The organism is Shewanella xiamenensis, from assembly GCF_024971755.1.
Classification (GTDB): domain Bacteria; phylum Pseudomonadota; class Gammaproteobacteria; order Enterobacterales; family Shewanellaceae; genus Shewanella; species Shewanella xiamenensis.
Genome location: NZ_CP079718.1, coordinates 4,502,140 through 4,516,535, shown reverse-complemented (window position 1 = coordinate 4,516,535; position 14,396 = coordinate 4,502,140). Strand labels below are relative to the sequence as shown.

Sequence of the window (14,396 nt, the reverse complement as noted above, 5' to 3'; positions counted from 1 at the left end):
TTAGCCTGTATAACACTGGGCACATAATAGATTCACTGACTTAAGCTAATCTTAAATAACTCTTTTTGCCAATAATGTGCTCTTTTTAAGGCGCCATCAGTTGCAATGGTAAATATCTTGTAACGCATTGCTTGACCATTACCTTATTGCAACTTACTAGCGGCCTGACTTAAACTTGTGCCACTTTTTACTATGGGGACGACTGAGTGAGACTAGATAGTCACTTAAGACGCACAATTTCGATATGGCTTGCCGCCGTATTGATACTGCTGTCTTTTGTTGCCTCAGCCCATAGTGTGACTCACCTTGATGATGGGGCGAAGACGCACTGTACGCTCTGCTTCCATCAACATCAGCTAAATAAAATTCTGTTCACAGCTCCGCAGACGTTAAATTTAGCGATACAGCGATTTGATGTTTGTGAGTTTGTCTTACCCGTTACCTTCTTCGAACACGTCAGTGTTTACCTAAGCCGTGCGCCGCCTGTTCTCCATTAAATCAACTTTAATATTTTAACTTATTGTATTTCTTGATGACTTAACTTAGTCATCGAGTGCTAGTTGTATTTTGGAGATATCATGACTGTTTTTAACAACCGAATTTCTTTGGTGGCCTTGGCGTGCGCATTTGCTTCGCCGACGTTATTTGCCGCTGACTCAAGTTTAACCAATCCAGCGATCAGTGCGGTGCTAAATGGCTATTATCAAACGGCTGAACGCCCATTGGCAGAAACCGCCGAAGGATTTGGTTTAGGTGAAACTGAGTTGGCGATGAGTGCCAATATTGACGACATGTTCTACGGCAAAGTGACCGCCGTCGTTGAGATGCATGATGGTGAAACCGAGCTTAATCTTGAAGAAGCCTTTATCCAAACCATGGCAATGCCTGCGGGTTTTTCCATCCGTGGCGGACGTTTCCTGTCGGATATCGGTTATCTAAATAACCAGCATTTACATACCGATTCATTCACCGACCGCCCGATTGCTTACCGTGCATTTTTCGGCGGCCACTATTTCGATGATGGCGTGCGCTTAAACTTTGTTGCTCCAACTGATCTGTATTGGACCATTGGCGCTGAAGCGTTCAAGGGCGACAGCATGCGTGCCGCCGATGAACATGGCGAACGTGAGTTTAAAAATGTCGGTGTGTACACCTTATATTCAAAAATCGGTGGCGATATAGGGGATAACAGTTCATGGCAGGCGGGATTGAGTTACTTACGTAACGAAAATGGTCAAGTCACAGCCCATGAAGAAGGGGATGCGCACGAAGACGAAACCGCTGAGGAAGGTCATGACCACAGCCATGCGGCATCTTACACAGGTAAAAACACCTATGGTGCTGATTTTGTGTATAAATGGGCACCAAATGGTAACTATAAATACCAAAACCTGACGTTAAGTGGTGAGTATTACCGCGTGACTGACTTTGTGCCTACCGATCTTCATCCCGAAGATGCACCGAGCAAGGACTATCATCAAGGTTGGTATCTGAGCAGTGTGTATCAGTTCACTCCTAGCTGGTCTGCGGGTGTGCGTTACGGCGAGGTGGATACCCAAGAGCTCCATGGCGAGCATTTTCATGGCCAGAAGTTAAAGGAATCTGAGGTGAGTCTAGCGTGGCATTCGAGCCATTTCTCGACGGTACGTTTCCAGTACACCAATCAGAAGGGAACTAACTTCGATGGAATCGAAGACGACAATGTTTTCACTATTCAATACATTATGTCTCTGGGGGCTCACGGTGCGCATCAATTCTAATTTTGTTAAAGCGGCCGCAGCGGCCCTGTCTTTCGCTTGTTCAGGCTTTGCCCACGCAGAGCTGAATGTGTTTGCCTGTGAACCTGAATATGCCGCATTGGCAAAAGAGTTGGCGCCTAACGCCAGCATTTATTCGGCAACCACGGCCTTACAGGATCCGCATCAAGTGCAGGCGCGCCCGAGTTTGATTGCTAAAATGCGTCAAGCGGATCTGGTGGTCTGTGCAGGTGCCGATTTAGAAGTCGGTTGGCTGCCGATGCTGCAAATGAAGTCAGCCAACGCTAAGGTTCGCTCTACCGATCAAGGGCTATTTTTCGCCGCCGATCAAATCGATACCTTAGATAAGTTAGCGAGTGTGGATCGCAGTATGGGCGACGTGCATGCTCAGGGAAATCCGCATATCCACTTCGATCCGCATCGTTTGCTTAGCGTCGCGAATGCGCTCAGCGCTAAGATGAGCCAACTTGATCCGAGTGAAGCGGCTAATTATCAAAAGGCCTTAGCGGACTTTAGCGCTCGTTGGCAGGCGGCGATCCCTCGTTGGGAAGAGCAAGCCAAACCGTTAAAGGGTAAAAAGGTCATCGCCTATCACACCAGTTTTAGATATCTGTTCAACTGGTTGGGGATTGAACAAGCCGCTGATCTTGAACCTAAACCCGGTCTAGCGCCGACCAGTGGCCATTTAGCAAGCCTGCTCAGCCGTGCCGAGCAGGGTGATATTCTTGCGGTGGTTGTGGCGTCCTATCAGGACGAACGTGGTGCTAAGTGGTTGGGTGAAAAAGCGAATCTACCTGTGCTTATGTTGCCAATGTCGGTAGGTGGCAACGATGCGAGTCAAGATCTCTTCAGCCTCTACGACAGCGCGATAGCCCTCTTAAACGGGGTGAAATAAGCCTATGTTGGATCTGGAACTGATGTCGATCCTGCTGCCCGCACTGGCGGCGGGGATCTTAGTGCTCTCAACGCACATTGTACTTGGTAAACAAGTGCTTAAGCGTGGGATTATCTTTATCGATTTAGCCATTGCGCAAGTCGCCGCGTTGGGAGCAATTGTCGCCCACATGGACCACAGGTTAGAAGACATGCCATTTTCTAATGTGTGGATGCCGGCCTTGTTCGCCCTTGCGGGGGCGGGATTTATCGCTTGGTTATCTAAGCGAATGGCGGGTGAGTTAGAAGCCATGATCGGTTGTTTTTATGTGCTATCGGCCGTGGCTGCTATGCTATTGCTGGCGAACGATCCCCATGGTGCAGAGCTGCTAAAACAATTGATGTCGGGCCAGATCCTTTGGGTGAGTTGGTCGCAATTAGTGTTACCAGCAGTGGTTTATGCTGGGGTGTTGGCGTTGATTTTTTGGCGCCCACAAATATTAAATGGTGCCGGATTCTATCTCCTGTTTGCCCTAGTTATTACGTTGTCGGTTGAGCTGGTGGGCGTCTATTTAGTGTTTAGTACCTTGATTTTACCTGCACTTGCTTTGAATAAATACCAAGGTAAAAACGGCTTGTTTTACGCCTATCTGGTCGGCCTTATGGGTTACTTACTTGGTCTGGTATTATCGGCAACCATGGATTTACCGAGTGGGGCGGCGATTGTCGCAACCTTGGCAGTCAGTGCACTGGTATTTCGTGTAGGCTTAAGCAAAATGGCTACAGTGAGTCAGATCTAACGCTAGGTTTTATGCTGAGTGTTAGGCGTTGATATTGATTTAAAAGCCCATCGATACGCTTATTGCGCGAGCAACGATGGGCTTTTGTTTGATTGTTAGCAACTCAGCTAACAGATGTAAACATTATATTGAGTCCCTAGGGCTGGGTGGCTATACTGTCGCCACTTTCACCCTTGGAGTATGTCGTGCTATTAATTGTCAGATCTGTGTTGTTGGCGTTGTCATTGTTACTTGCATTTATTTTTGGTGGTTTGGTTTGCCTATTACGACCTCGTCACCGTGACAATGTACATATGTTCGCCAAGATCTTTTCATCCGCAGCGCCGATTTTAGGGCTTAAAGTCATAGTACGTCGGCCTAAGGAAGTGCAGGATGGCCCCTATATATTTCTTGGAAATCATCAAAATAACTTCGATTTATTTACACATACTAAAGCCGTACCTAAAGGCACTGTGAGCTTAGGGAAAAACAGCTTAGTGTGGATCCCCTTGTTTGGCCAGATCTATTGGCTGTCAGGTAATATTCTGATCGATAGAAAAAATCGCAATAGTGCTTTTGATACCATGGCGAAAACGGCGGAAAAAATTAAGCAGAATCGTCTTTCCGTGTGGATTTTCCCTGAGGGTACGCGTTCACGGGGGCGCGGACTGTTGCCCTTCAAAGCGGGAGCTTTCCACACTGCGATTGCGGCTGGTGTGCCAGTCGTACCCGTGTTGACGTCATGCCAAAGCCATATTGATTTGAACCGTTGGGATAATGGTGTGGTGATTATTGAGATGATGGCGCCAATCCCGACTGAAGGTTTGGATAAAGCTGATGCCAAAGCCTTTTCGGCACAGGTGCACGAGATTATGTCGGCAAAATTTAACGAGATAAATCGCGAAGCGGCAACATTAATGGGTAAAACTATCTCGGCTGATGACGTATAATAACGCCAATTTGAGCCAGTTTTATCTTAACGGAGACAAGTCCATGTCTATTGAAAGTCAGTTAAAAGCCCAATTCGCCGAGAATCGTGACATAGTGCAAGCCTTGCTCGACGATGGCTCAGAGCCTGATGCTGAATACACCATTGAGCACCATTTTTCATCGAGCAATTTTGAGCGCTTAGAAAAGGCTGCGGTTGATGCATTCAAACTTGGATTTGAAGTCAATGATGCCGAAGAAATGGAATTGGAAGATGGTTCGGTGATTTTCTGTTTTGACGCTGTTGCTTATCACAAGTTAGAAATTCCATTATTAGACAAAGCGACCGAACAGTTATTGCAACTCGCAGCCAAGCAAAAAGTGGATTATGACGGTTGGGGCACTTACTTTGTTGGCGATGAAGAAGATGAAGACGAAGAAGAAGATGACGAACAGGACGATGGTTTTCCACATTAATACGTTGTCATAATTCTTATAAAGCAAAAGCCCATCAATGATGGGCTTTTGCTTTATTAAGCCTAATTAAGTGGAAATTGGTGCTGCATGTAGGACGCTACAATTTCGGCCTTTCTGTTTGGCCTCGTAAAGCGCTTTGTCTGAGCAGGAAATCCAACTTGAACTGCTCGTAATATGTTTGCCTATTTCACATACGCCAAGGCTGACAGTCACTTTAATCTTCAGCCCCTCATACACTACGGTGGATTCAGCGATCTTTTCCCTCAAACGCTCGGTAAAGTTGAGGGCATCGGTGCCACTGGTATTGGGCATGACTACCGCAAACTCTTCACCGCCATAGCGACCGACACAGTCGGTTTCCCGCAATGAATGACTCAGAAGATGGGCGATATGTTGAATAACCTTGTCACCTGCAAGGTGGCCGTAGGTGTCATTGATATTTTTGAAATGATCAATATCAATCATCACCAAGCTTGCTACACCGGAATAGCGGGCATAGAGATCGTACTCGTGTTCCAAGCATAGTTGCCAATGGCGGCGATTATGCAGTTGCGTTAATCCATCGGTTTGACTGAGACGCTCTAACTGTTCGTTGGCGGCCTTGATCTGCAACTTATTCACGGCGATATCGGTGACATCATAAATAATCACACTGATATGGGTAATTTTGCCGGTTAATGAAGCGAGAGGCAGCAAAGTCACGTTCTGGTACATAAAATCGGCGCGCCCAGTAATTGGGCGATAGTTTTTAAACTGAAACACGTAAGGTCTTTGTTCCCAACTAATAAATGCTCGATTTTTAAGCATAAAAACCGATTCCATTTTTTGCTTTAGCCAAGTAGCTGGCAAATCTGGGAAGCGGCTAAACAGGTTTTGACCTTTAATAGAATTGGGTGAAACGCCACTATGGTTTTCCATAAAGCCGTTCCACAGTTGGATATTATAATCGCGATCTAATACCACGAGACCCACTTCTATGGTTTGTACCATATCGATTAGCCAATGGAGTTCGTTCATTGCGCTTTGATCGTTTGACATAAGGTAAAGTCCAACTGATTAATCGAGTAAATAACCGAGTTTGTAGCTCAGTGTCGGAATAGAGTCTTCGGTAAAGAGCAACAGTAAGTCGCATTGAATATTATGATTTTCAATACGATAGTTGATTTCCATCGCTAATGTTCTGTGCCATTTTTCCGAATTATCATGGATAAGATCATTCACTGTACAGTGACGGCCCAACACCACAGGATGGGCTTGGCTGAATTTCATATCGAGTTGTTCTGAGATCCCATTCAGGAATGCACCAATCAATACGTTTCCAGTGTCGATCAGTACTTCAATCTCGGTATTCTTATCCTCAGGATTTGCAACCCCCATGAGCTTGGCCATATCTTTAAAGCTTGAATCATGGAATAACAACAGTGCTTCACCCGCAACTCCTGCTCCAATAAATCCTTGGCAAAGTGCTGAAACAGTTGAGCTTTCTTCTGTTGCTTTCAGAGCCATGGTCAGTTCGCTGACTTCGAGCACGTTCACATTGGGGATAGGTAATAGAACAAATACGTCGAGTAATTTGGCGAGCAAATCGGCTGCACGGCCCATGGCAACGTTAGCGATCTCTTGGCAGGCATCACGCATATCGACTTTGATCATCGGCGTGTCTTCCACCTGATCTTTCTGCGTTAGGGTAAGAATGCCGTACTCTTGGAGGATATTACTGATGGCATCAGCACTGACGGGTTTTTGGATAAAGTCCAATGCACCTAGAGCTTTAACACGTTCATGAGCTTTAATTTGTATGTCACCCGAGACCACAATGATAAGGGCGGGGAGATCGTTTTGTTGAACGGTTTGTAGTACTTCATAACCATCCATTACGGGCATATTGAGATCGAGGAAGACCACTTCGCCTTTACCTGCGCGAATGGCATCTAACCCTTCGGCACCATTGGTCGCGTAGGTAATCTCGACATCCCATTCTTTGGGAAGGGTGCGAGCCATTTGTTTACGCGCCATAGCGGAATCGTCACAGATGAGTACAGAGATTGTCATGCTGACTACAGATCCTTATTTGCCCATTTATTGAAGATAACACTAATTCTTCATGTTTGAGTGACGAATTATGTGCTTCGGGCAAGTTTGATTTACATCATCTATATATAACTCATAGATTTAATTAGCTAATTTTATTTATCTTGCCATTAAATTCTAAAGGCATAGTGCGATTAAAATTGTGGTTAGCTAAGTTAACTTCGTTATTTATCGCAAAAAATACCTCGATTTTGCGACCATCTATATGCTTAATCCATCAACAGATGTCTACAGTATCGATCCCCTATCATGCACAGGTATACATGCTGTAGGTAAGCGGAGTTGCTAGAGATGCATTTTGTTCAAATTAGACGCTGGCATGGGCTGAACAGCATCGTAAATTTATTCTAACAGCTTCATAAATCAGAATTTGTTAGGTTTTAGATTGCAGCCTAACATAATCGCACACTAATACTTAACGGTGACTGACAATATTTTGACTAAAGTCAAAATTCGGCCTTATGTTACATGTTTTGGTTAATCATGCCAAACATGTTAACATTTGGTCTGGACTGACCAGTAGCAGGATATTTCATGGGTGAGCGTTGTGTGCAAGTTACGGTTGAGAATGGCATCGCAAATGTTGTGCTTAATCGTCCAGAAAAGTTCAATGCAATTAATTATTTGATGTTTAGCGAACTCGATAAAACCATCAAAAGGATTAAATCAGATCCGCGTATTCGGCTAGTAATTTTATCTGGCGCAGGAGGTAATTTTAGTTCTGGCTTGGATGTCAAAAGCGTGATGTCGGCGCCGATGCAAGCAGTTAAATTGCTGTTTAAAGGGTTGCCAGGCAATGCCAACCTAGCCCAAAGAGTATCCTTTGGCTGGCAGCGTTTACCTGTACCCGTTATCGCGGTATTGGAAGGCTGCTGTTATGGTGGAGGAATGCAAATCGCTTTAGGTGCGGATTTTAGGATTGCAAGCCCTGACAGTAAGTTATCCATTATGGAGGCCAAATGGGGGCTGGTGCCCGATATGGCAGGCCTAGTGGCATTGCGGCAAATTATGCCAAAGGATCAAGCGATGTTACTCAGTCTCACGGCAAAAGTGCTCTCTGGCGAAGAGGCTAACACCTTAGGTTTAGTGACTCAGTTAAGTGATAACCCAATGTTAAGCGCGCAACAATTGGCGGAAGAACTCCTCAATACCTCCCCCGATGCGGCTGCGGCAATTAAGCTGAGTATTAACCGCAGCTGGACTGCTTCGGTCCGTGCGTTGCTATGCCGCGAGTCATGGAGTCAAGTGAGATTGCTGCTTGGCAAAAATCGTACTATCGCTGCGGTTCGTCAGTTAAAAGATCCCACTAAACCTTACAAGGATCGCCAGTCTGGCTGGTAACTTGGTTGATGCCCTTAGCGAGAAAGCCATGGTAAAGACTTCCTCAATGCTGAGGCTGCGTTGATGTGTCGAGCTTTATTTTGTTCTAGCAAGCCGTGCTCGTAAAATCAGGGGGATTAAAATTTCAATAGGTGCCGCTCATTCGGGCGGCGAATCCTCTAATGGCCGTTAAACAATTCTGCCAAGCGCTTTCATTATCCAGATTCAATGCCAGCGTTGTCTGCCGATAATTGGGTGCCGCTAAGGTCACTGCCAGCGTTTTACGTTGTTCAGCCGTTTCTAATGAGGCGGGGTGACCATCGGGTGATTGAATATCGAGTATCGGCATCGTGAGTTTAGCGAGCTTCTCGGCTATGGCTTGGTTTCGCGTTTCGTCTTCACTGTAGGGATTGATGACAATCAATACATCTGGATCGGCAATTTTCTTTTGGCTTAATAGGCTTATCAATAATCCTGCACTTTGATCGGCGGTGATCAGCACTCGTTTACCAGGATAATCGCTACCAACGCTGTCGAGCTGTGACATGCTTTTAATGAGAAAGTCTTCTTGCTCAAGGAGATGCTTATTACTGTCTTCCGGCTTTACCTTTTGACTTGGTTTATTGGAAGGCGCGGTTAATTGCGCTGACCCCGCAGTCGCGACTTCAGTTGCTGGGGTGGCAAAATTGGGCGCTGGTGGTTCTGTTGGCGGCGTGAGGCTTAAGCTCGCCCAGCCGGCAGCATTGATATTACGTCGGACAAAGGCCATTAATCCGGGCGCATCGGCGGTGCCATTAGTGGCGGGTAAAATAATGGCTGCACCGAGTTTTTTTCGGCCTTCCCACGAGCGGACTAAGAGTTCAAGTGGTTGGTCATCAATGGTGATTTGTTTGATCTCATTGGCGGGTAAATAGCTGCTCGCTCTTTTAGCGGGCGTCGGTTTGTTGGGATTAGACTGAGCGGCTTCGGCGCTAGGCTCGGGAGTTTGGTTACTGGGATCGGCGGCGAGTAAGCTCGCACTGGCGAGAGCTAAGGTGAGGCTCAATACCGAGGGAATGATACGCGCCATAGAATTGATAACCACCTGTGTAGTCTTATAAATTCAATTAGCTAGAGTATAACCTTAAGCTGCGTAGCAGAAGCAATTTTTGCTTAAGGTCGTGACGGCGACCGCGCAGTGCGGCGCCTGGACAGGCTTATGCGAAAAAAATGTTTATACAACAGAGAAAATAATAACGCCCAGCAATTGGCTGGGCGTTTGTGTTTTAGCTTAAGCGAGCCGGATCAGGCTCAGTTTAATGCCAATCAAGATTAAACATGGCTAACTAGCACCATACGAATCGCATCAAGCTGCAACTGACTCGCATCGAGGTAAGTGGTCAGCTCCCGCATTTGGTTGCGTAGGTATTCTAATTCTTCCTCACGGATATTGGGGTTGACCGCTTTGAGGGACTCTAAACGTTCGAGTTCGCCTGTGAGTTGGCTGGTCATCTTCTCGCGCGCTTGAGCTACTAACTCATTGACGGCCACTTGGGCATACTCTTCGCCTTTAGCAAATAACGGATGCAGAATTGGCTGTGATGCAGTGACTAACTTGCTACCAATATGACGGTTTACTGCGCTTAACTGTTTGTCAAAACTGGTGTAATCGACCTTGGCTGACAGATCGTTGCCATTTTTATCCAGCAGAATACGGATAGGCGTAGGCGGTAGATAACGATAGAGCTGGCTCGATTTAGGCGCCGAGGCATCTGCCATATAAATCAGTTCTAAAAACAGAGTGCCCGCAGGTAATGCCTTGTTTTTTAATATCGCAACACTTGTAGTACCGGTATCCGAGCTGGTGATCAAGTCGAGGCCGGTTTGCACCAGTGGATGCTCTTGGGTGATCAAGGCAATATCATCACGGGAGAGTGCAGTATCACGGTCGAAGGTGACGGTAACGCCATCCTCATGCAGGCCGGGATAAGTCGGGAACATCATATGTTCGCTTGGACGCAGGATAATCGAGTTTTCGCCTTTATCTTCCTGGTCGACACCGATAATGTCCCACAAGCGGATCACTGAGCCAATCAGTTTAGTATCTTGATCGCTTTGGGCTAAACGCTCGACAATCGCCTTGGCTTTATCGCCACCATGGGAGTTGATTTCCAGCAGTTTATCACGGCCTTGCTCCATGGCGTGTTTCAGTTCTTTGTAACGGCTTTGGGTGTGATTGAGCAGATTGGTCAGCTCGTCTTCATCACCGCCTACAAGAACATTTAACAATTCTTCGGCAAATTCACTGAAAAGTATATGGCCGCCAGGGCAGGTAAGCTCGAAGGCATTTAGACCTTGGTGATACCATTGGAGTAAACGCTCCTGCGCCGTATCTTGCAGATAAGGCAAGTGAATTTGGATATCGTTCTTTTGACCAATACGGTCCAAACGGCCGATACGTTGCTCCAATAAATCTGGGTTTAATGGCAGATCGAACAACACTAAGTGGCTGGCAAACTGGAAGTTACGACCTTCAGAACCAATTTCTGAACAGATTAACGCCTGAGCGCCGCCGTCTTCTTGGGCAAAGTAAGCACCCGCTTTATCGCGCTCGATGATCGACATGCCTTCGTGGAATACGGTCGCTTGAATGCCTTCACGGGTACGCAGGGCTTCTTCTAAGCTCAGGGCGGTATCGGCGCCACTGGCGATAATCAGCACTTTCTTGCTGCGGTGCGACTTTAAAAACTCGATTAACCAATCCACGCGAGGATCGAATTTCCACCAACTGGCGCTGTTGTCTTCAAATTCTTGATAGAGTTTTTCAGGGCTTAAGGCTTGTGCCGCTTTCGCTTCTAAGGTTTTACGACCGCCCATCATCTCATTCACGCGTGCAGCGGTAAGATACTGCTCAGGCATCGCATGGGGATAGGCGTTGAAAATACGTTTCGGAAAACCTTTTACCGAGGCGCGGCTGTTGCGGTAAAGCACGCGGCCAGTGCCGTGGCGATCAAGCAGTTCTTGCAGTAATTCGCTGCGGGCAGCTTGTTGCAATTCGCTGTCGATGCCTTCGGCTTGAATTAACCGAATGCTCGGCGCTATGTCTTTTTCGCTGAGTAATTCGGTTAAGCTGTTGATAGCGGTATCGGATAATTTGCTTTCGCCCGCTAAAGCTTCGGCGGCGATGGCGACATCTTTGTAGCTGTTTTCTTCAGCAAGGAAGGCGTCGTAGTCATAGAAACGATCTGGGTCGAGTAGGCGCAAGCGCGCAAAATGGCTCTCGTGACCGAGTTGATCCGGTGTTGCGGTCAGTAATAATACGCCCGGTACGACTTCGCTTAAGGCTTCAACCACTTGGTAGGCGCGGCTTGGGGCGTCTTCTGTCCACTCTAAATGGTGCGCTTCATCAACCACTAACAGATCCCAATCGGCATCGAGTGCTTGATCGAGACGTTTCTTTTTGCGCAGTAATTCGAGTGAACAAATCACTAACTGTTCGGTATAGAAAGGGTTGTCGTGGTCGGCAAAGGCTTCAACGCAACGGTCCTCATCAAACACCGAGAAGCGCAAGTTAAAGCGGCGCAGCATTTCCACTAACCACTGATGGCGCAGGGTATCCGGCACAATAATCAATACCCGCTCGGCACGGCCTGTCAGCAGTTGTTGGTGGATAATTAGCCCTGCTTCGATGGTTTTACCTAAACCCACTTCGTCGGCCAGTAACACCCGCGGCGCATAACGGCGACCCACTTCATGGGCGATCCACATTTGATGGGGGATAAGACCGACGCGTGGCCCTTGTAGGCCGAGTAAATCAGAGGTCGCCAGTTGATTGCGCAGTAACTGGCATTGGTAACGAATGCCGAAACGATCGAGGCGGTCAATCTGACCCGCAAACAGGCGATCCTGCGGTTTGTTAAAACGAATGTTGTGGTTTAACAGGGTCTCACGCAGGCTGGTTTTCTCACCTGTTTCGCTGTGGATTCCGTGGTAGACGACGAGGCCGTCTTTTTCGGTGAGTTCTTCGACCGAGAGGCTCCAGCCTTCATGGCTTTCAACCGTATCGCCAGGGTTGTATATGACGCGGGTCAGCGGGGCTTCGTTACGCGAGAACATACGGTTCTCACCAGTCGCAGGGAATAACACTGTGACCATGCGGCCTTCAACTTGTACGACTGTTCCTAAACCAAGCTCTGACTCGGTATCACTTATCCAACGTTGTCCTAAGGCAAACGGCATCTTAAATTCTCATCTCTGGGCGGACTCTAACAAAGGGCGCGTATGTTATATCAATACTAGGGATATTTGAATCGCCCTCTCAACCGTTAGAGACTAATTCTCCACACAGCAGATTACAAATTGAACAGTGAAGAAAATTCTCTGTTGCAGCTCGAGGTTTTGTCATGCTTCTGTCATATCGAGGGACCTACACTGCTTTCGAGTCTCTGATGATTTGGTTGGCATTCATTGAGAATGGTGCCAATATTAGTGTAAGCCGCTAGCTATCTTTATACGGTAGAGGCTTGAACTTAAAGATCATTCTTAACCTAACGCCAATCAGCAAAGGAGCCATATCCACTCACTGGGAACGAGATATAACATAAAATAATCGAGCACTCTGGAGGCGCCATGGAACAAGACGACAGAAAGTTGTTTGTACTGGATACCAATGTGTTACTACATGAACCTTTGGCGATCTATTCGTTTAAAGAGCACGATGTGGTCATTCCGATGACAGTGCTAGAAGAGCTAGACCAGATTAAAGATCGAAAGAGTGATGTGAGTCGGGATGCTAGGGTCGCCATACGGGCGCTGGAAGATACCCTAGGCGGTGATACAACACCGGAACAAATCATTAATGGTGTCCCTTTGCCGAGTCGAGAAGGGCATGCCGATGCGATAGGGGCGCTGTCTATTTTCCCTGACCATCTTGTCGATTTTACCTTAGGTGCCCTGCCGGGGGATGGCAACGATAACCGCATTATCAATACCGCACTACATCTACAAAATCTTCACCATCCACGCACTGTGGTACTCGTCACTAAAGATATCAATATGCGTCTTAAGGCCAAGGGCGCAGGTATTCAATTGGTTGAGGATTATCGAACCGACCAGCTGATCGACGATATTCGTTTCCTCAGCAAGGGCTTTTATCAGTTCGAAGGTAATTTTTGGGAGCATTTAAACAAAGTGTCCACCGAGCGCCACGGTCGGCATACGATTCATGAAGTCCCGCTGAAAGATTTAGACAACGAACCCTTCTACATTAACCAGTATCTGATTGATACCGAATCTGATTTTTGTGGCCGCGTCACCGAGCGTAGCGATACCCATCTGCATATTTTAGATCTGGGCCGCGAGCGCTTAAAAAACCTCGAGGCGTGGGGCGTTAAACCTAAGAATGTTTATCAAGGCATGGCGCTGCAAGCCTTGCTCGATCCCGATATTGATCTGGTGATCTTAACGGGGCCAGCGGGTTGCGGTAAAACCTTACTGGCAATGGCGGCTGCGCTTGAACTGGTAGTTGAGCGCAATCGCTACGATAAGGTGATTGTGACTCGTAATACGCCAGAAATTGCCGAATCGATAGGTTTTTTACCCGGCACCGAAGAAGAAAAGATGATGCCATGGCTCGCGGCGATTACCGATACCTTAGAAGTGCTACATAAGAATGATGTGAATCCGACCGGCAGTTTGAACTACATCATGGAGAAGGCGAATATCCAATTTAAGTCGATCAACTTTATGCGCGGCCGCTCTATCCAAAACTCCATCGTGCTCTTGGATGAATGTCAAAACCTGACGGCGTCGCAGATCAAAACCATGATCACTCGGATGGGAGAAGGCACAAAATTGATTTGTTGCGGTAACTTAGCGCAGATCGATTCGAATTATCTCACCGCAGTGACCTCGGGATTAACCTACATAGTCGAACGCTTTAAAGACTTTGAAGGCAGTGCCAACCTGTACTTGAATGGGGTGGTGCGTTCACGCTTGGCCGAATACGCCGAAGAACATCTCTAGTTATTTACTTTATTGTTACAAAAGGTCTCACTCGTGGGACCTTTGTTTTTACGCATTTCTATGATTTTTCAAGCAACTAATCATAGACTTTGACAGCCTTCGTACGGCAATTATTTGATGCGACTCGGGGTTTCTTCCTGCTAATATATGAAGCCATAAATGTACTCAG

Annotated in this window: 12 protein-coding genes; 8 read left to right on the top strand and 4 right to left on the bottom strand. The window is 46.9% G+C overall.

Annotated features, from left to right (window positions below; all coding sequences use genetic code 11):
• Positions 1-206 precede the first annotated feature (206 nt).
• From KXJ80_RS20890 to rraB, 6 genes are all read left to right on the top strand, one after another.
• Positions 207-497, top strand: a complete 291-nt coding sequence (locus tag KXJ80_RS20890) for a hypothetical protein (protein WP_037414078.1) — start codon at positions 207-209, stop codon at positions 495-497.
• Between the two features lie 81 nt (positions 498-578).
• The gene (locus KXJ80_RS20885) at positions 579-1,760 is read left to right on the top strand and encodes a porin family protein (RefSeq protein WP_144376593.1); all 1,182 of its coding nucleotides are present in this window, start codon (positions 579-581) and stop codon (positions 1,758-1,760) included.
• Complete coding sequence (locus KXJ80_RS20880; protein WP_218737503.1) at positions 1,744-2,652, top strand: metal ABC transporter solute-binding protein, Zn/Mn family; 909 nt, start codon at positions 1,744-1,746, stop codon at positions 2,650-2,652. The genes KXJ80_RS20885 and KXJ80_RS20880 overlap by 17 nt, the downstream gene beginning before the upstream one ends.
• Positions 2,653-2,656: 4 nt before the next feature.
• Positions 2,657-3,430, top strand: coding sequence for a metal ABC transporter permease (locus KXJ80_RS20875; protein ID WP_037414073.1), 774 nt, complete (start codon positions 2,657-2,659; stop codon positions 3,428-3,430).
• A gap of 185 nt (positions 3,431-3,615) precedes the next feature.
• On the top strand, positions 3,616-4,359 hold the full coding sequence (locus KXJ80_RS20870) for a 1-acylglycerol-3-phosphate O-acyltransferase (protein WP_218737502.1): 744 nt from the start codon (positions 3,616-3,618) through the stop codon (positions 4,357-4,359).
• A 43-nt stretch (positions 4,360-4,402) separates the two neighbouring features.
• The gene (gene rraB, locus KXJ80_RS20865) at positions 4,403-4,813 is read left to right on the top strand and encodes a ribonuclease E inhibitor RraB (protein WP_172591261.1); all 411 of its coding nucleotides are present in this window, start codon (positions 4,403-4,405) and stop codon (positions 4,811-4,813) included.
• Between the two features lie 66 nt (positions 4,814-4,879).
• Here the strand turns inward: rraB and KXJ80_RS20860 are convergent, their stop codons facing one another.
• Complete coding sequence (locus KXJ80_RS20860; RefSeq protein WP_047536047.1) at positions 4,880-5,851, bottom strand: GGDEF domain-containing protein; 972 nt, start codon at positions 5,849-5,851, stop codon at positions 4,880-4,882.
• Between the two features lie 18 nt (positions 5,852-5,869).
• Positions 5,870-6,865 (bottom strand): response regulator, encoded by a 996-nt coding sequence (locus tag KXJ80_RS20855; protein ID WP_037414066.1) that lies wholly within the window; start codon positions 6,863-6,865, stop codon positions 5,870-5,872.
• A 573-nt stretch (positions 6,866-7,438) separates the two neighbouring features.
• Between KXJ80_RS20855 and KXJ80_RS20850 the strand changes: the two genes are divergently transcribed.
• Positions 7,439-8,245: a crotonase/enoyl-CoA hydratase family protein gene (locus tag KXJ80_RS20850; protein ID WP_218737501.1), complete on the top strand. Its 807-nt coding sequence runs from the start codon at positions 7,439-7,441 to the stop codon at positions 8,243-8,245.
• 124 nt (positions 8,246-8,369) lie between these two features.
• Here KXJ80_RS20850 and KXJ80_RS20845 read toward each other — a convergent pair whose 3' ends face one another.
• Both KXJ80_RS20845 and rapA read right to left on the bottom strand, forming a co-directional pair.
• Positions 8,370-9,293 carry a DUF3530 family protein gene (locus KXJ80_RS20845; protein WP_218737948.1) on the bottom strand — a complete coding sequence of 308 codons (924 nt, stop codon included), beginning with the start codon at positions 9,291-9,293 and terminating at the stop codon, positions 8,370-8,372.
• Positions 9,294-9,535: 242 nt separating this feature from the next.
• Complete coding sequence (gene rapA, locus KXJ80_RS20840; protein ID WP_218737500.1) at positions 9,536-12,442, bottom strand: RNA polymerase-associated protein RapA; 2,907 nt, start codon at positions 12,440-12,442, stop codon at positions 9,536-9,538.
• Between the two features lie 390 nt (positions 12,443-12,832).
• Between rapA and KXJ80_RS20835 the strand changes: the two genes are divergently transcribed.
• Positions 12,833-14,227, top strand: a complete 1,395-nt coding sequence (locus KXJ80_RS20835; protein WP_011627270.1) for a PhoH family protein — start codon at positions 12,833-12,835, stop codon at positions 14,225-14,227.
• Positions 14,228-14,396: the final 169 nt, after the last annotated feature.